Annotated in this window: 11 protein-coding genes and 4 pseudogenes; 9 read left to right on the forward strand and 6 right to left on the reverse strand. The window is 48.9% G+C overall.

The annotated features are described in order from the left end of the window. Positions 1–4 precede the first annotated feature (4 nt). The 3 genes and pseudogenes from bamC to KHX94_RS18380 all read left to right on the forward strand — a co-directional run bounded on the left by bamC (position 5) and on the right by KHX94_RS18380 (position 5,596). Positions 5–1,119, forward strand: a pseudogene (bamC, locus tag KHX94_RS18370) (outer membrane protein assembly factor BamC). A gap of 310 nt (positions 1,120–1,429) precedes the next feature. Beyond that, entirely contained in the window at positions 1,430–2,485 is a 1,056-nt protein-coding gene (locus tag KHX94_RS18375) for an efflux RND transporter periplasmic adaptor subunit (protein WP_213681692.1), read from the forward strand. A 14-nt stretch (positions 2,486–2,499) separates the two neighbouring features. Next, positions 2,500–5,596: pseudogene (locus tag KHX94_RS18380) on the forward strand (efflux RND transporter permease subunit). 224 nt (positions 5,597–5,820) lie between these two features. On the opposite strand, the gene efp reads toward KHX94_RS18380, so the two are convergent. The 5 genes and pseudogenes from efp to KHX94_RS18405 all read right to left on the reverse strand — a co-directional run bounded on the left by efp (position 5,821) and on the right by KHX94_RS18405 (position 9,515). Beyond that, entirely contained in the window at positions 5,821–6,384 is a 564-nt protein-coding gene (efp, locus tag KHX94_RS18385) for an elongation factor P (RefSeq protein WP_213681693.1), read from the reverse strand. A 46-nt stretch (positions 6,385–6,430) separates the two neighbouring features. After that, positions 6,431–7,585 (reverse strand): elongation factor P maturation arginine rhamnosyltransferase EarP, encoded by a 1,155-nt coding sequence (earP, locus tag KHX94_RS18390; RefSeq protein ID WP_213681694.1) that lies wholly within the window; start codon positions 7,583–7,585, stop codon positions 6,431–6,433. A gap of 58 nt (positions 7,586–7,643) precedes the next feature. After that, positions 7,644–8,170: pseudogene (gene fldA / locus KHX94_RS18395) on the reverse strand (flavodoxin FldA). 50 nt (positions 8,171–8,220) lie between these two features. Further along, positions 8,221–8,505, reverse strand: a complete 285-nt coding sequence (gene ybfE, locus KHX94_RS18400; protein ID WP_213681695.1) for a LexA regulated protein — start codon at positions 8,503–8,505, stop codon at positions 8,221–8,223. Between the two features lie 227 nt (positions 8,506–8,732). After that, positions 8,733–9,515, reverse strand: coding sequence for an alpha/beta fold hydrolase (locus tag KHX94_RS18405; protein WP_213681696.1), 783 nt, complete (start codon positions 9,513–9,515; stop codon positions 8,733–8,735). A gap of 291 nt (positions 9,516–9,806) precedes the next feature. On the opposite strand from KHX94_RS18405, the gene seqA reads away from it, so the two are divergent. Together seqA and pgm are read left to right on the forward strand one after the other, a co-directional pair. Continuing rightward, positions 9,807–10,370, forward strand: coding sequence for a replication initiation negative regulator SeqA (seqA, locus tag KHX94_RS18410; RefSeq protein WP_213681697.1), 564 nt, complete (start codon positions 9,807–9,809; stop codon positions 10,368–10,370). Positions 10,371–10,397: 27 nt separating this feature from the next. Further along, positions 10,398–12,050: a phosphoglucomutase (alpha-D-glucose-1,6-bisphosphate-dependent) gene (gene pgm / locus KHX94_RS18415; protein ID WP_213681698.1), complete on the forward strand. Its 1,653-nt coding sequence runs from the start codon at positions 10,398–10,400 to the stop codon at positions 12,048–12,050. 116 nt (positions 12,051–12,166) lie between these two features. Here the strand turns inward: pgm and msrA are convergent, their stop codons facing one another. Further along, positions 12,167–12,646 (reverse strand): peptide-methionine (S)-S-oxide reductase MsrA, encoded by a 480-nt coding sequence (gene msrA / locus KHX94_RS18420; protein WP_213681699.1) that lies wholly within the window; start codon positions 12,644–12,646, stop codon positions 12,167–12,169. A gap of 152 nt (positions 12,647–12,798) precedes the next feature. On the opposite strand from msrA, the gene astE reads away from it, so the two are divergent. The 4 genes and pseudogenes from astE (at position 12,799) to KHX94_RS18440 (ending at position 17,673) form a co-directional block, all read left to right on the forward strand. After that, positions 12,799–13,827: a succinylglutamate desuccinylase gene (astE, locus tag KHX94_RS18425; protein WP_213681700.1), complete on the forward strand. Its 1,029-nt coding sequence runs from the start codon at positions 12,799–12,801 to the stop codon at positions 13,825–13,827. A gap of 150 nt (positions 13,828–13,977) precedes the next feature. Beyond that, positions 13,978–15,156 (forward strand): thiamine pyrophosphate-dependent dehydrogenase E1 component subunit alpha, encoded by a 1,179-nt coding sequence (locus KHX94_RS18430; RefSeq protein ID WP_213681701.1) that lies wholly within the window; start codon positions 13,978–13,980, stop codon positions 15,154–15,156. A gap of 2 nt (positions 15,157–15,158) precedes the next feature. After that, positions 15,159–16,134 (forward strand): annotated as a pseudogene (locus KHX94_RS18435) (alpha-ketoacid dehydrogenase subunit beta). 9 nt (positions 16,135–16,143) lie between these two features. Then, a complete protein-coding gene (locus KHX94_RS18440) occupies positions 16,144–17,673 on the forward strand; it encodes a dihydrolipoyllysine-residue acetyltransferase (RefSeq protein ID WP_213681702.1) in 1,530 nt (509 codons plus the stop codon). Positions 17,674–17,678 lie beyond the last annotated feature (5 nt).

Raw genomic sequence — 17,678 nt, forward strand, 5'->3', positions numbered from 1 at the left:
CTAGATGTTAAAACTGAAGGAAATTTCATTGGTTGTTGCTGCATTGACTGTAACAGCCTGTACTACCCCTTGGAAAGGCGTCAGGCAGATGGCGGCTTTGATTATATAAATGCCCCAGAGACGAAACCTTTGAAAATTCCTGAAGGGTTAAATACGCCCAAATACAGCCAGGAATATACGATCCCGCCGTTAAATGCCAAGGTAAATCCTGCATTGGTGGGCGATGCGCTGGATATTCGTCCGCCGTTGCAGATCCTGCCGATGGCGGATGGCACCCATGTGGAAGAGGGCAGCGATAACGTCAAAGTCGTGGTGGAAACCATTGACAATAGCGTGGATCTTAAAAAAGAGATGTTCACAGTCGTTGAAGGTTTCCTCAAGAGCAAAGACTATGGCATTGCCAAAGAAGATTATGCTACTGGTGTGATTGATACCGACTGGATTGAACACGAAGATGTCATCGATAGTTCTTGGTTCGGTGCCGATAAAGTCTACAAAGTGCGCCAACGTTATCAATTCGTGCTGGAAGTGCGCCCACATGGCCGCACCGGCAACCTGATAATCAATGTATTGGATCATCAGCAAAGTTATAATGGTGAGGACAGCCAAACAATCCTCAGCAGTGAAGACAAGAAACGCTATAGCATCGATATGCTCAACAGTGCGATAGGCTTCATGGCCAAAGAGCGTGCCCGTATTGTCCAGAATATGAAGGTTCAGCAAAGTAAAGGCATCGATATGTCTTACGTTGCCGCACCAAGTGAAAAAGAAGAGGGGTATTGGCTGGCTGATGCACCGCTGAAACGCACTTGGGATCGGTTAGCGCTGGTATTGCCAGACGTGGGTTTTGAAATCGTGGATATGGACTCAGCGAAGGGGTTGTATTACGTCAAGTTCAACGACACTTCTGGTTTCTGGAGTTCATTGTTCAGCGATGATGCTATCAAGCTAAAAGATAAAGCCAACTATCGGTTACTTGTGGCTCAGGACAAGAGTGATGCCAATAAAACCGAGATCCGCATCCGTGATAATGAAGACCAACCGCTTAGCGAAGATAAAGTTCAAAGCGTTTATAAAGCAGTCTCCGACATCATGAGTGAAGACCGTAAGGTTCATTGATTATCGATTTTTGAAAAGCGCCTATCAGGCGCTTTTTTTATGCCCGAAGTATTTATTTACATTTCTTCGCAAAAAACCGCTGGCCGTTTGTTATCACCAGTAACAACTGCCAGATTGGCTATAATTGTCTGAAACCACATAAGAAATATTCTATTCATACTAATATCCATAATAAAAACATGGGGATAGATAGTCGCGCTCAGATCATTTTTAAGATGCTATTCATAATTCGCTTTCAAGATCACTCATCGCTGTCACTATTTCTACAGCGTTATGCCCAGAAGGGGTAACGCCACAAACTGGGGTTCCGATGAAGAAATTCCTGTTACTACCTGTTATTGCCATTGTTTTCGTCATTGCTTGGTGGTTGCTTGAGCATGCGCCACAAAGCGCGAATGTGCCACAACAGAATCCCCCAGAAGTTGTGGTCTATACCGCTGAAACCCAAGCGGTACGGGATGAAGTTGAAGCTCTCGGCAATGTCATTGCCAATGAGTCGGTAGTGATCACCCCTAAAGTCAGCGATCTGGTCACAGCTATTTACTTTCACGATGGTGATATGGTGACCGCCGGCCAACTATTGTTACAGCTCAACGATGCACAGCAGCAGGCGCAGTTACAGCAAGCGCAGGTACAGCTTGCCGAGAACCGCCGCGAGCTGAAAAGAATTCGTGGATTAGTCGATAACCGTACGATTGCGGCTTCTGAACAAGATCGTTTACAAACCTTGATAGACAGTGCTCTGGCACAAGTCGCTGCGGCCACCGCAGCTGTAAATGATCGGCAGATCCGCGCGCCCTTTGCCGGACGTTTGGGATTGCGGCAGATCTCGCTTGGTGGGTTAGTGACTCCCGGCACCGTCATTACTACCTTAGATGACATTGCCACTATCAAGCTGGATTTTCCGGTGCCAGAACGCTTTATTCAGCAACTGCAACCCGGCAAGAAAGTCGAAGCTAGCGCCGTGGCTTACGACAATACTATCTTTCATGGTGTGGTAACGACCATTGACAGTCGTATCAATCCTGAAACCCGCGCGGTCACTGTTAGAGCCGTATTATCAAATTCTGATGCCAAACTGCTTCCCGGTATGTTGATGAAAGTCCGTTTGATTAAGCAAGCCCGGGAGGCGCTGTTGTTGCCTGAATCGGCAATTGTGCCGATCCAACAACAGCATCAGGTCTATGTTGTGGCCGATAACCACACTGCCAGCCGTCGTGAAGTCACCATCGGGCTCAGAACTCGCGGTTGGGTGGAGATTACCAGCGGCGTAACCGCTGGTGAGCAAGTGATCGTCAGAGGGCTGATGAAAGTCCGTGATGGTCAGCCAGTGCTGCTGAAAAATGCTGAAAGTTTCAGTCAATAGGAGCAGCAAACATTATGATCCTCTCTGACATTTCAGTAAAACGTCCCGTGTTTGCCTCGGTTATCAGCTTGCTGCTTATCGCTTTCGGACTGGTATCGTTCGATAAGCTGCCACTGCGAGAATATCCCAATATCGACCCGCCGATTGTCGCCATCGACACTAACTACCGTGGTGCCAGCGCCGCAGTTGTGGAAAGCCGGATCACCCAACTGGTGGAAGATCGTATCAGTGGCATTGAAGGCATTCGGCATATCAGTTCTTCCAGCCGCGATGGCCGCTCGTCAGTGGTTTTGGAGTTCGATATCAACCGCGATATTGAAGCGGCTGCCAACGATGTCCGTGACCGGGTTTCAGGGTTACTCAATAATTTGCCAGAAGAAGCCGACCCACCAGAAGTACAAAAGGCCAACGGTGGCGACGAAGTCATCATGTGGCTGAATCTGGTATCAGAGCAATTATCCACTATCCAGCTCACCGATTATGCCCGGCGTTATCTGACCGATAGATTTTCAGTGATCGATGGTATTGCCATGATCCGTATCGGTGGCGGCAAAGTCTATGCAATGCGTGTTTGGCTCGACCGGCAAGCATTGGCGGCAAGGCAACTCACAGTGGCAGACGTCGAGGCCGCACTGCGTGCTGAAAACGTTGAACTGCCAGCCGGTTCAATTGAGTCGCAAGAGCGGCATTTTACGGTGCGGCTTGAACGCGGTTTTCTGACAGAAAAAGATTTTTCCAGGTTGGTGATCAGCCGTGGTGATGATGGTTATCTCGTGACGTTAGGCGATGTGGCCAGAGTGGAACTCGGTTCTGAAGAAGACCGTATTATGTTTCGCGGTAACGGTGAATCCATGATTGGTCTGGGCGTGTCCAAGCAATCAACAGCGAACACCCTTGAAGTTGCAAGAGCGGTTAACCAGCTGGTCGATGAGATAAACCCAACACTGCCACAAGGGATGGAAATTAAACGTTCCTATGATAGTTCGGTGTTTATCGAATCTTCCATCAACGAAGTGTACCAAACACTGTTTATTGCAGTGGCGCTGGTGGTTATCGTTATCTATGTGTTTTTAGGGAGTGTTCGCGCCATGTTGGTGCCAGCACTGGCCGTACCAGTATCACTGCTCGCAACGTTTATCGTACTGTATGCGCTCGGATATACCATCAATCTGCTGACATTGCTGGCACTGATTTTGGCGATTGGGATGGTGGTCGATGATGCCATTGTGATGTTGGAAAACATTCATCGGCGCATCGAAGCCGGCGAACCACCGCTAAAGGCGGCGTACTTGGGCGCTCGGGAAGTGGCATTTGCAGTTATTGCAACCACCGCAGTGCTGGTGGCGGTGTTCATGCCCATTAGTTTCCTGGAAGGCGACTTAGGAAAATTATTTAAAGAGTTTGCTGTCACCATGAGTGCGGCGGTGATTTTCTCTTCGCTGGTCGCCTTAACACTTAGCCCCATGATGTGTTCTAAAGTGTTGCGGCCGGCAACGCAGGACACCGCGTTGATGCGTTTGGTTGATCGCTCAATGGCTCATCTCGGACGCTTCTACCAGACGAGCCTAGAACGGGCGATTGCTAAGCCATTATTCACCAGCATGCTGGTGTTATTGGCGTTTGTGATCAGTGGTTACTTGTTAAAACAGATCCCTCAGGAATTTGCGCCGCAGGAAGACCGTGGCTCGCTGTTTTTGATGATCAACGGCCCAGAAGGCGCCAGTTATGACTATATCACTGATTATATGGATGAAGTCGAAACGCGTTTGATGCCGTTAGTCGCTAATGGCGAAATTAAACGCTTGCTGGTGCGCGCACCGAGAGGTTGGGGCGGCAATGCTAATTTTTCAAACGGCATGGCCATTATCGTACTCAATGATTGGTCAGAACGCCGCCCGGCAAAAGCCATTGTGGCGGATATTAATAACCGCCTGAAAGATCTTTCCGGTATTCGTGCCTTTCCGGTGATGCGGCAGGCCTTTGGTCGAGGTGTCAATAAACCGGTGCAGTTTGTGCTGGGGGCCAACTTACGCAGAATTGGCCCAATGGCGCGATATCCTCATGCAAAAAGCGGCAGAAAATCCTGGCCTTACCGGGCTGGATTTTGATTACAAGGAAACCAAGCCACAGCTCAGAGTGGTGATTGATAAAGATCGCGCCGCCGATTTAGGTGTATCAAACGCGCAGATCGGCCGTACGTTGGAATCTATGCTGGGGTCGCGTCTAGTCACAACATTTATGCGTGATGGCGAAGAATATGATGTCATCATTGAAGGTGATCGCCGCCAGCAAAGTACCCCAAATGACATGCAGAATATCTATGTGCGTTCTGAACGCAGTGGTGCGCTGGTGCCGTTATCCAATCTGGTTACCATCACTGAATTCGCCGATGCCAGTGAATTGAATCGCTATAATCGAATGCGTGCCATCACCATAGAAGCCAGCCTGAGTGACGGTTATTCATTGGGTGAGGCCCTGGTATATCTTAACGAGCTGGTTCAGCAGCATCTGCCCGCTGAAGCGGTGATCAGTTATAAAGGGCAATCGCTGGATTATCAGGAATCGGGCAACTCGATGTATTTTGTGTTTCTACTGGCGTTGGGTATTGTTTTTCTGGTGCTGGCCGCACAGTTTGAAAGTTACATTCATCCGCTGGTGATCATGCTGACTGTGCCTTTAGCAATGTCCGGTGCGCTTATTGGTCTGTGGCTGACGGCGCAGAGTCTCAATATTTATAGCCAAATTGGCATCATCATGTTGGTGGGCTTAGCGACTAAAAATGGCATTCTGATCGTTGAGTTTGCCAATCAGTTACGTGACCGCGGTATTAGCTTTCATGAATCGATTATTCAGGCATCGCGTCAGCGACTGCGGCCAATACTGATGACAGGGATTACTACCGCAGCTGGGGCGGTTCCCTTGGTTATGGCTTCTGGCGCTGGGGCTGAAACCCGGTTTGTGATTGGTGTAGTGGTACTGTTCGGCATACTCTTGGCAACCGTGTTTACATTGTTGGTGATCCCGGTGGCCTATTCGATACTGGCACGCCATTCTGGCTCACCGCTAGCGGTAACCCAAAAGCTTGAGCAGCAATTGGCTGAGAAAGTATAAGCAGCTAACAGCGCTGTGAGTAAATGGGGTAAGTGATAGAAAAGGGTTTATACCCGCGGCTACTTTAACGCCATGAAGTGGCTGTTGTTTATCGGCTCACTTTGCTTAAGAAAGAAAAACGGCCCTAAAATAGGGCCGTTTATGCAGTAGCCTGATTATGCCAATCAGCGAAAATGCTTAAGCTAATGGATAGGCTATGGACTGGCTGGTGGATCCTATACGGATTACACGCGTTTTTTGAACTCACCAGTACGGGTATCGATTTCGATCTTGTCGCCTTCTTTCACGAAGTCAGCAACCATGATTTCCATGTCGGTACCGATCAATTTGGCTGGCTTCATTACCTTACCAGTAGTATCGCCACGCGCTGCAGGTTCTGTGTAACCTACTTCACGAACGATAGTGGTTGGCATTTCAACAGAAATGGCTTTACCGTTGTAGAAAGTCACCTGACAAACTTCTTCCATGCCGTCAACGATATAGTTGATAGCATCACCCATGTTTTCAGCTTCTACGTCGTACTGATTGTACTCAGCGTCCATGAAAACATACATTGGGTCAGCAAAGTAGGAATAGGTACATTCCAGACGTTCCAACTGGATGTCATCCAGTTTGTCGTCAGCTTTGAATACAGTTTCAGTACCTGAACCTAACAACAGGTTCTTCAGTTTCATTTTACAAACAGCGGCGTTACGGCCAGATTTGTTGTATTCGGTCTTCAGAACAACCATTGGGTTGCCATCAACCATGATCACGTTACCTGCGCGGATTTCCTGAGCAGTTTTCATTACGTAGATTCCTATATTTCACGGTTTTTCAGTTCAGCGCAGCATCTTAGCCGTTTTTAGCCATTTTCACTAGCCTGTTTGCAAGATCTGCGTCATTTATTGCGTCAATGGGCCATTGTTTCGCATGTTGCAACAGCGCCCCATTGACAAGACCCAATTTTTGCCAGTAATGGCAAACTGCCGGGCCATCTTGTTGATTAAAAGCGAGATTAAGCTGTTGCCACGCGTCTGCCACGGCTGGAGCGAGATTATGGCAATATCGACGCATAAAAGCATCCAATTTTATCAGGTGAGCATCTTCTTCTTGTGGATAGATGTGCCAAATAAAGGGTTTTGCTGCCCACTGGGCTCGCAGAAAAGAGTCCTCGCCGCGTACTATGTTCATATCACAACTCCACAGCAGCCGATCGTAGCCTTGTTGATCTGTCATCGGTAGCTCGTGAATATGCAAGTTACCAATAATGTAATTGGCGGTTGATGTGTCGAATGGCTGCGGTTCCAGCCATTGTTTTACAGCGTTTAGCCCTTTGCCTTGTGGCACCAATAGATGCAGTTTCTGGGGCGCATCACGCCACAGCGCCAGCAACGCTGGGAGTGCGTTATTTTCATAACAAAATAAACTGATAACACTCTCATCTGGCGCGATATCGCTTATGCCAAAGGATTGACACAGCGAGAGTCTGGATTGTGGATTTTGTTGCCAATGTTCTCGCTGTTCGAAAAGATCCTGTTCGCAGATGAGACCGCCCGATTTTGCGGTAAACCCTGGGAAGTAAAATAGTTTCTTTACACCGGCCAATGCCGGAGATTGCAAACCATGACAATCATCTATCCAGGGTTCAGCACTGAGGTATTCTAGGTTGATCCACATTGGTGGAGAGGGCAGTAAGGGGAGCTGTTGCTGTACTTCCTGTGGGAGTTCACAGGCAAAGGCCTCAATCACGACCTGACCCGGTTGCCACGGATGTTGCAGCGGTTGCGTCCAGTGAAAAATGTTAACGCCATAAAAGGATTGTTGAGTCTTGCGTGAATCTAGTTGTGGCAGGATATGCGCAAAACTGGCTAAGTCATCCACCCACAGATTGATCACCAAGCCATATTCATCGGCTAATTGTCTGGCAAGGCGCCAGGTCACACCGATATCACCGTAATTATCAACAACAGTACAGAAAATATCCCAGTGCGAGTGGTGAGTTTGCATGTTGCATTATCCAATAAAAAGGCGGCTCATCAGCCGCCTAAATGCGTTCGGGAACAGATTAGTCTTCCAACTCCGCGAGACACATCTCTTCGTAAATCTGCTTAACCCAAGCATCGACACGCTCTTCTGTCAGCTCGGGTTGGCGGTCTTCATCAATGCCCAAACCAACAAAGTGTTTGTCATCTACCAACGCCTTAGAGGCTTCAAATTCATAACCTGCGGTTGGCCAGTTACCAATGATAATGGCACCACGCGGTTCAATAATGTCACGCAAAGTCCCCATGGCATCGAGGAAATACTCGGCATAATCTTCCTGATCGCCACAGCCAAAGATGGCAACCAGTTTATCGGTGAAATCAATCTTTTCCAATTCAGGGAAAAAGTCGTCCCAATCGCACTGAGACTCACCATAATACCAAGTCGGGATGCCGAGGATCAGCAGATCATAGGCGGCGATATCATCTTTGGTACTCTTGGCGATATCTTTCACCTCAACCATTTTTTCACCCAGTTTTTTCTGGATCATTTTGGCTACAGCTTCGGTGTTACCGGTGTCGCTTCCGAAAAAAGACCTACAGTTGCCATCGTCTTTCCTTTAATTCAACTAACTAAATTCGTTATACAATCCTGATCCACTATACTTCGAAAATGCTGCTAACACTCTGTTGCAAAATATGCTCGATCAGTTGACTGCGGCTGATGTTACTTGCCGTTGCCTGTTCGTTCAAGGCGTCATACAAATCTTGTGACACCTTTAACTCTATCCTTTTTAATCCTTTTTCCTTGTCCCGTTTCACCTGATTACGTTTATTCACCCGTAACTGCTGCTCTCTGGGAAGGGGATTACTTCTCGGACGGCCCCGACGCTTCTCGTTGGCAAAAAGGTCGATGGTCGTTCTGTCAGATGATTCTTTTGCCATTTATTTTGTTCTTTTTATCGGACATCACTGTCCGAATTTTAACTTGCTGCAGGCGGCACCCCAACCTGTGTTCCATCGCCCGGCGCCTAAAAGCGGTACCTAATCATCCGAAATGACCACGAAAGTCCCTAGAGGTTCCTTCAATATCAACGGAATGTGTTATTGGGCATAAAAGAGGCGCGACTATAGCACATTGACAACAGGGTCGCTATATTGCGGTCGCTGCTTCATTGCCCGGAAACGTGTTTATCGATGAAGTCATGTACAATGCGATTAAAGACTGTCGGTTTTTGTGCATGTAACCAGTGTCCCGTGCCCTCTATGGCTTTGGATTCAGCCTGTGGAAACTGTTGTACTATCGCTTCTCGGTAGCTGGCGTTGACATAGGCGGGATCGGCACTGTGCAGCAACAGAATTGGGCCATCAAAGGTGAGGTATCCGGCCGAAGATGGCGGATTGAACCAGCCAATAATGTGGGGATAGCTATGAATGAGCCCCGCTAGATTCAGTTTCCACTCAAACCCAACATCATTGCGGCGTAGGCTTTTCAGCAAGAATTGTGCGGTAGCCTCATCAACCCCGTGATCTAGCAGATGTTGTAGTGCCACTCGCCGATCTTTGGCATCAAGGGGCAGACTCTGCATGGCTGCAAATACCTTGTCGTGACGATTGGAATACGCCACTGGCGCAATATCCGCGGCGACCACCGACAACACCCGTTCTGGTGCAATTAACGCGGTGGCCATGGCTATCTTGCCGCCCATTGAATGACCCACCAGATGCGCTTGTTTAATCTGCAATTGATCTAACAACGCCAGTAGCATCTTGGCAATGGTGGGGTAGTCCATGTCTGCTAGATGTTCACTCCGCCCATGGTTAGGGCAATCGACACGGATCACCCGATAATCGGCTTCCAATTCATGGCCTAATGCTTTGAGATTATCACCATCACCAAATAAACCATGAATGAGCACTACAGGAACGCCTTGGCCACTTTCACTAAAAAACATCGTTTCTCCTACTCCGACACAGCCACAGTACATGACGAAATAAATGGGTTGCAGGGCAAAAATTTTGCGGCAAAGTTCACATCATTACAAGCGGTGCTGTTTTCTACAGCAATAGCTGACTACTTTATGAGCGGATAGTGCCAGTGCATAAATCTGCCAAGGTATTTCAGCGTTTTTTCATGGATTTGCTCTTTTCCCCGGGCAGGTTTGTGGCATACTTTTGCCTAAATGATCGCGCTGGATCGCGCCTCTTGCTGCGCCTTTACAGCAACAAATGACAGGAACCATGGCATGAAATATATTGAAGTGGACGAAGAGCTATATCGCTTTATTGCCGGGAAAACCGAACGTATCGGTGAAAGTGCTTCGGAGATATTGCGGCGTTTATTGGGGTTGGAATCACTCGTTTTGGATACTGAAACGCCGCCTGTTGCCGTTAGCCATCCGGGGATGGAATCTTCTTATCTTCCTAACAATTTGCCTCCTGCCAGCAATGCGGTAGATTTTGAACAACTGTATGTTTCGAGTGTATTGGACGCACAGAAAAGTGCTGTAGGGCGTTTCCTCTTCGTGCTTGAAGCGCTATATCAGCAGATGCCGCAGCAGTTTGAAAAAGTATTGCAGGTTCAGGGGCGCGACCGGCTGTATTTTGCGACATCAAAAGCCTCATTGCTGGCTGCCAGCCAGTCGGCTAACCCTAAAGAGATTGGTAATAGTGGTTATTGGGTGACGACCAATAACAACACCGCCAAGAAGCATGCAATTTTGCTGGAAGCACTGGAAAAACTTGGCTGTGGCGCCATCCGAGCCCAAGCCATTGCCGATGAAGCATTACCGCAAGCCAAAGCTGAGTAGCACAGTTAACCGACAAGGAGAGCAATCGTGGCGATTCATGAACGCGCAGGTAAACCAGCCCTACAGAGCGATCTGGTGAATATTCCCAAGTTGATGAGTTTTTATTATCGGCTGATCCCCGATGTTGAAAACCCCGCGCAGCAAGTCAGTTTCGGCACTTCTGGTCACCGCGGTTCGGCATTGAATAGCAGTTTTAACCAGAATCATATTTGGGCGATCTCTCAGGCCATTGCCGATTACCGACAGCAGCAGGGGATTAATGGCACACTGTTCCTGGGAATGGATACCCATGCGCTTTCGCAGGCGGCCTATATCTCCGCGCTGGAGGTTTTACTGGCCAATGATGTCTCGGTCGTGGTGCAACAACAGGAAAGCTTTACTCCTACGCCGGTGGTTTCTCAGGCGATTGTTGCCGCGAACGTTGGCAAAAGCGAAGACGATAGCAACCGCTGTGATGGCATTATCATTACGCCTTCCCACAATCCGCCACAGGATGGCGGCATTAAATACAATCCGCCCCATGGTGGCCCGGCTGAAAGTGCGGTGACGGGCTGGATTGAATCTCGCGCCAACCAATATCTTAAGTGTCGGCTAGAAGGCGTTAAAAAACTCAATTATGGTACTGCTGCCGCTATCGGCTTGATTAAACAGCAGGATCTCATCACGCCTTACGTCAGTGCGTTGGCGCAGGTGATTGACATGAGTGCCATTGCGAAAGCTGGGGTAAATATTGGCGTAGATCCTTTAGGCGGCTCCGGTATCTATTACTGGCAGAAAATTGCTGAGATTTATGGCCTTAAGATCACCTTGGTAAACGATAAAGTTGACCCGACTTTTGGATTCATGCCGCTGGATAAAGACGGCAAAATCCGTATGGATTGTTCATCACCTTACGCTATGGCGGGACTGCTGAAACATCAGGATGAATACGATGTCTGTATTGGTAATGACCCAGATTATGACCGCCACGGGATCGTTTGTCCTGGCAGTGGTTTAATGAATCCGAACCATTATCTGGCGGTTGCCATTGACTATTTGCTTAGCCATCGGCCGCAGTGGTCAGCGGCACTAAAAATAGGTAAGACCCTAGTATCCAGTGCATTGATTGACAAAATTGTTGCGTCACATCAACGCCAATTGTGTGAAGTGCCGGTCGGCTTTAAATGGTTTGTTGAGGGATTAGCTGATGCCAGTTTTGCCTTCGGTGGCGAAGAGAGTGCCGGGGCGGCATTTCTCAAACGTGATGGCACCACGTGGTGCACCGATAAAGACGGCATTATTTTGGGATTGCTGGCCGCTGAAATTATCGCGGTGACGGGGAAGTCGCCCGCAGCGCGTTATGAAGAGTTGGTGGCGGAATTTGGCCGTTGCTATTATCGGCGGATTGACAGTCCAATCAATGCTAAACAAAAGGCGCGTTTTAGCAGTTTGAACGCAGATACGCTGGGGGCCGACAGCATCGCCGGCGATAAAATCGAAGCGGTATTAACCCACGCACCGGGCAATAATGCGGCTATCGGCGGTATCAAGGTGACCACCGCAAATGGTTGGTTTGCTGCCAGACCTTCCGGCACTGAAGCGTTATTTAAAATTTATGCTGAGAGTTTTGTCAGTGAACAACATCTGGATCTGTTGATGAGTGAAGCGCAGCAGGTGATAAAACACGCCTTGAAAGGTTAATGCCAAGACTCAAACGTATCCATTGCCAATGGCAGATAGTGGGAATAAGGGTAAAAGAAACGCACGGTAATACGTGCGTTTTTATGTCCGGGCATCAAATAATTGCGATGTGATTGCTAATATTCAATATGGCAACTGGGGAGATCATTCTTGCGAATGTAATCCTGATGATAATCTTCCGCTTTGTGAAAGGTTTGTGCGGGTACGATTTCAGTGACAATCTGCCGCATTCCCCACTTGCCGCTACGCATCAGCGCCAATTTGGAGGCTTCCGCCTGTTGTTTCTGCTCTTTGTCATGGAAAAACACTACGCTGCGATACTGAGTGCCCATATCCGCACCTTGCTGGTTGAGGCTGGTTGGGTTGTGGTTTTTCCAGAATATTTGCAGCAGATCCTCATAACTGACTTGCGCTGCGTCATATTCTACCTGAACCACCTCTGCATGGCCGGTGTTGCCTTTTTTTACCTGTTCGTAGGTTACCGCTTTATCACCGCCGCCCATGTAACCACTGGTTGCATTGAGCACGCCAGGCACCTGTCGGAAAAAGTATTCGACGCCCCAGAAACAACCTGCGCCAAATGTTGCAATTGCCATTATTAATTCGCCATTAGAAGTCTAGATGGCTAAAATTATCTGCTATGGCGCAATGGCTTGCAAGCGTTAGCAATGAATAAGCTATAACGACGCATCATTAACCCCTGTGATAGCATAGTGGCATCAGCGGTTACTGAACTAAGGAGTGGAACGTGCTGCAACAACTGCTGCAACAGGCAAATTTTCTGGCACTAACCCTTGCCAATCCCGTTTCTATGGCGGCTGAACAAGCCGTGATTGCTGGGCATACGCGAGTTGAACTCTGGGACAGTGGTGTCTTGGTTTTTACGCCACTGCACACGGAAGCTACTCGCGATATTGTTCTGTCGAGTGGCATTCACGGTAATGAAACCGCCCCGATTGAACTCTGTAATCAGTTGATCCAAGCGATCGTCAGCCAGAATTTATTGTTACAGCAACGCGTGATGTTTATTTTCGGCAATCCTCCGACAATCAATAATCACACGCGATTTGTTAGCGAAAACCTTAACCGCTTATTTAACGGCGAACATGCCAATCCCCATGTGGCCAGCAATGGAGAACGGCTGCGAGCCGCGAGATTAGAAGCGTATGTCGAGCGCTTTTTTATGGCGGCAGATAGACAACGACTGCATTACGATTTACACACGGCTATCCGTGCCTCTCGCCACGAACGCTTTGCTGTCTGTCCTTATCGGCCAGATAAACCCCACTTGAAACAACAACTGGCATTTTTGAATGCCGCAGGTGTTGAAGCTTTTCTCATGCATCACGAACCCACAACAACGTTTAGCTATGCGTCGTCGACAAAGTATCAGGCGGAAGCCTTCACGGTCGAACTGGGCAAGGTGATGCCGTTTGGTCAGAATGATTTGACTAAGTTGGCGGCAATGCGTCAGATGTTGGTCGTGTTGCTATCTGAGCGTGAATTCCCCCGCGTGACCTATCAGCCAGATAAGCTGGTGCTGTATCGCGTTTGTCGTTCTTTGAATAAACACTATGCAGACTTTGCCTTTAACTTCAGTAACGAATTGCCGAATTTTACCCAGTTTGCTAAAGGTGAGCTATTGGCCCAAGAACAGGGTATTGCCATTACCGCCGCGCAGGATGGGGAAGCCATTGTCTTTCCTAACGCGCAGATCCCGGTAGGACAGCGAGCGGCATTGTGTGTGGTGGCTGATCCCGCAATTCCATTAGCTTGATGTAAAGCTAGATATACGCGCCTTAGTAATCAAACTTGATGATAGCCAGATCACAGAGATTGCCAGCCGCTTAAAGTTACCCTAGTGTGCTGGACGAGCATAAAAACCAATGGCAGGAATATTCTGCCTCATCAGAATAAAGAGCACATCATGAGCAACACTACGTTTACCCAACAGGTTGTCCATCGTGCAACGTTTTTGGAACGGGATTCTCTCACTATCCCAATCCTGAAGTTGTTACAAGCAGATGGCACCACCTTCGAAAACGCTGTGCTTCCCCAGATTGATGAAGCGCTGTCGCGAAAAATTTTTGATGCCTGTGTCTTTATCAGGACGCTGGATGAACGCATGTTGGCCGCGCAGCGTCAGGGGCGTATCAGTTTTTATATGACCTGTACTGGCGAAGAAGCGGCAGTGATTGGCAGTGCCGCGGCACTGGAAGCTGAAGACGTCATTTTGGCGCAGTATCGTGAACACGCCGCATTACGTTACCGTGGTTTCACCACCGAGCAGTTCATGCACCAGATGTTTAGCAATGAAAAGGATCTGGGCAAAGGTCGACAAATGCCAATCCACTACGGTAGCAAGCAACTGCATTTCCAGACAATTTCTTCACCTCTGGCGACCCAGATCCCGCAAGCGGCGGGCGTGGGATATTCATTAAAAATGCAGGGCAAGCGTAACGTTGCCATCTGTTATTTTGGCGAAGGTGCGGCCTCCGAAGGTGACTTCCACGCTGGGATGAATATGGCATCGGTGCATAAAGTCCCGGTGATCTTTTTCTGCCGCAACAATGGTTACGCGATTTCTACCCCCACAGCGGAGCAATATGCTGGCAACGGGATTGCCAGTCGCGGTTTGGGTTATGGCATGCACACCATTCGGGTTGATGGCAACGACATGCTGGCCGTGCTGGCGGCCACACAACAAGCCAGAGCTTGGGCCATAGAACATAGTGAACCCGTATTGATCGAAGCCATGACTTATCGTTTGGGCGCACATTCATCTTCAGACGATCCTTCTGGCTACCGTTCTAAAGATGAAGAAGCGCGTTGGCAGCAACATGATCCGGTTAAACGTTTCAAATTGTGGCTGATCAATAAAGGCTGGCTCAGCGAAGAAGATGATGCCGCGCTGCATAGCCGTTATCGCCAGGAAGTATTGGATGCGCTGAAAGTCGCGGAAAAAGTACCTTCACCCAAACTGGACGAGATAATTGAGGATGTTTACGACGTGCCAACCGCCAATCTGAAACAACAGCTTGAGGACTTAAAAACGCATGTTGCCAAATATCCTAAAGCCTATCCTAAGTCATCAGGGAGGTTATAAGCATGGCTAAGATGAATATGCTGCAAGCCATCAATAACGCGCTGATGCTGGCGATGGCCGCGGATGACAAGATGCTGATATTTGGCGAAGATGTGGGCCACTTCGGGGTGTGTTCCGCGCAACCTCTGGGTTACAGGACAAATTTGGTAAAGATCGCTGTTTTAACACGCCACTGACGGAGCAAGGCATTGCCGGATTTGCCAATGGCCTAGCGTCTAACGGCATGACGCCGGTGGCAGAAATCCAGTTCGCAGATTATATTTTCCCGGCATTTGACCAAATCGTGAATGAATCGGCCAAGTTCCGCTATCGCAGTGGTAATCAGTTTAACGTTGCCGGGCTGACATTCCGCACCCCATACGGCGGCGGGATTGCAGGGGGACATTACCATTCGCAATCGCCAGAAGCCTATTTTACACAGGTTGCGGGCCTCAAAGTGGTCGTGCCGCGTAATGCTTATCAGGCCAAAGGTCTGTTGTTATCGGCAATTCACGACCCGAATCCAGTGATATTCTTTGAACCGAAACGACTGTACCGGGCATCCGTCAATGAGGTGCCAGAAGACGCTTACGAGTTGCCGCTTGGTAAAGCCGAAGTCGTACGCGAGGGCAAGGATATTACGCTGCTAGCCTGGGGGCTCAGGTAGACGTTATCGAGAAAGCGGCCGAGATGGCGGCGGAAGATAACATAGATTGTGAAGTGATCGATCTGCGTACCTTGGCACCTTGGGATGTTGCAACCGTTGCTACATCGGTTCGCAAAACCGGTCGCTTGCTGATTAACCATGAAGCGCCGTTAACGGGTGGTTTTGCTGGTGAAATTACCGCCACTATCCAGCAGGAGTGTTTCCTGTACCTGGAATCTCCAATAGCCCGCGTATGTGGTTTGGATACACCATACCCATTGATCCATGAGAAGGAATATATGCCGGATGCGCTGAAAACCTTTGAAGCTATCAAAGCCTCGGTGAATTTCTAGGAGTTGCGCATGATTAAGGATTTTATTCTGCCGGATATCGGCGAAGGCGTGGTTGAGTGTGAACTGATGGAATGGCTGGTTGCAGAAGGCGATCGCGTCGAAGAAGATCAGCCAATATGCGAAGTCATGACCGACAAAGCCTTGGTGCAGATCCCCGCGCCATTTCCTGGGGTCATCAACAAGCTTTATTACGCTAAAGGCGATGTTGCCAAAGTACATTCACCACTCTATGCGGTGACGATGGACGATGATGGTTTTACCGAGCCCGCAGCGCCAACGCCATCGCAACCTACACCTGTTAGTAGCAGTAAACAGATCGAAGATTTTCTCTTGCCAGATATCGGTGAAGGGATTGTGGAGTGCGAACTGGTCGATTGGTTAGTGGCTGAAGGGGAGCTGATTGAAGAAGATCAACCTATTTGCGATGTAATGACCGATAAAGCCTTGGTACAGATCCCGGCGATTAAAGCGGGGAAAGTTGTCAAACTTTATTATGACAAAGGGCAGGTGGCTAAAGTCCACGCACCCTTGTTTGCCATCGAAGTAGCGGCTGATGTAGCCGTTGCAGACACTGTGGAACAGGCCGTAACTGCCCCGGCGGTGGCGCTGGAGCACCAATCCTCAGTACCAGTGGAGCAGGGCAAAGCGCTGGCAAGTCCTGCCGTACGGCGCTTAGCGCGAAGCCTCGATATCAATATTGCAGAGGTTCCTGGCAGCGGTAAACATGGCCGGGTGTACAAAGAAGACATCGAACGTTTTGTTAATAACGCCTCGGTTGCGAGCCAACCTACAGTGAATCCCCCGGCGGTTGTATCGCCAACGATGGTATCTGCTGGCGATAAGGTCGTGCCAATCAAAGGCGTGCAGGCGGTGATGGCTCGGCAGATGATGGACTCGGTATCGACCATTCCCCATTTTACCTATTGCGAAGAGTTAGATATCACCGATTTAGTGGCATTAAGAGAACAGCTTAAGCAGAAGTATGCGTCAGATACCTTGAAGCTGACCATGATGCCGTTCTTTATGAAAGCCCTGTCATTGGCGTTAACGCAATTCCCGGTGGTCAACAGTCGGGTAAATGCTGATTGCACCGAACTCACTTATCTTGCGCGTCACAACATTGGGATGGCGGTTGACTCAAAAGTGGGGCTTCTGGTGCCGAACGTTAAGGATGTACAGGATAAATCGATATTGGACATCGCGGCTGAGATCACCCGGCTTACAGACGCGGCACGCAGTGGCCGCGTCACTCCGGCAGATCTGAAAGACGGCACCATTTCTATCTCCAATATTGGCGCCTTGGGCGGTACGGTAGCTACGCCGCTTATAAACAAACCTGAAGTGGCGATTGTTGCCTTAGGAAAATTACAGAATCTGCCGCGCTTTAATGCCAACGGCGAGGTGGAAGCCCGCAAAATTATGCAGGTAAGCTGGTCTGGCGATCATCGGGTCATAGATGGTGGTACTATCGCGCGTTTCTGTAATCTGTGGAAACAGTATCTCGAGCGCCCTCAGGAAATGTTACTGGCAATGAAGTAACTCAT

This window comes from Shewanella dokdonensis (assembly GCF_018394335.1).
GTDB lineage: Bacteria > Pseudomonadota > Gammaproteobacteria > Enterobacterales > Shewanellaceae > Shewanella > Shewanella dokdonensis.

Bases quoted from the DNA above. Each gene is read 5' to 3' on its own strand.
- seqA (WP_213681697.1), top strand. From the start codon at position 9,807: ATGAAATATATTGAAGTGGACGAAGAGCTATATCGCTTTATTGCCGGG.
- KHX94_RS18375 (WP_213681692.1), top strand. From the start codon at position 1,430: ATGAAGAAATTCCTGTTACTACCTGTTATTGCCATTGTTTTCGTCATT.
- msrA (WP_213681699.1), bottom strand. From the start codon at position 12,646: ATGGCAATTGCAACATTTGGCGCAGGTTGTTTCTGGGGCGTCGAATAC.
- KHX94_RS18440 (WP_213681702.1), top strand. From the start codon at position 16,144: ATGATTAAGGATTTTATTCTGCCGGATATCGGCGAAGGCGTGGTTGAG.
- ybfE (WP_213681695.1), bottom strand. From the start codon at position 8,505: ATGGCAAAAGAATCATCTGACAGAACGACCATCGACCTTTTTGCCAAC.
- earP (WP_213681694.1), bottom strand. From the start codon at position 7,585: ATGCAAACTCACCACTCGCACTGGGATATTTTCTGTACTGTTGTTGAT.
- KHX94_RS18405 (WP_213681696.1), bottom strand. From the start codon at position 9,515: ATGTTTTTTAGTGAAAGTGGCCAAGGCGTTCCTGTAGTGCTCATTCAT.
- efp (WP_213681693.1), bottom strand. From the start codon at position 6,384: ATGAAAACTGCTCAGGAAATCCGCGCAGGTAACGTGATCATGGTTGAT.
- KHX94_RS18430 (WP_213681701.1), top strand. From the start codon at position 13,978: ATGAGCAACACTACGTTTACCCAACAGGTTGTCCATCGTGCAACGTTT.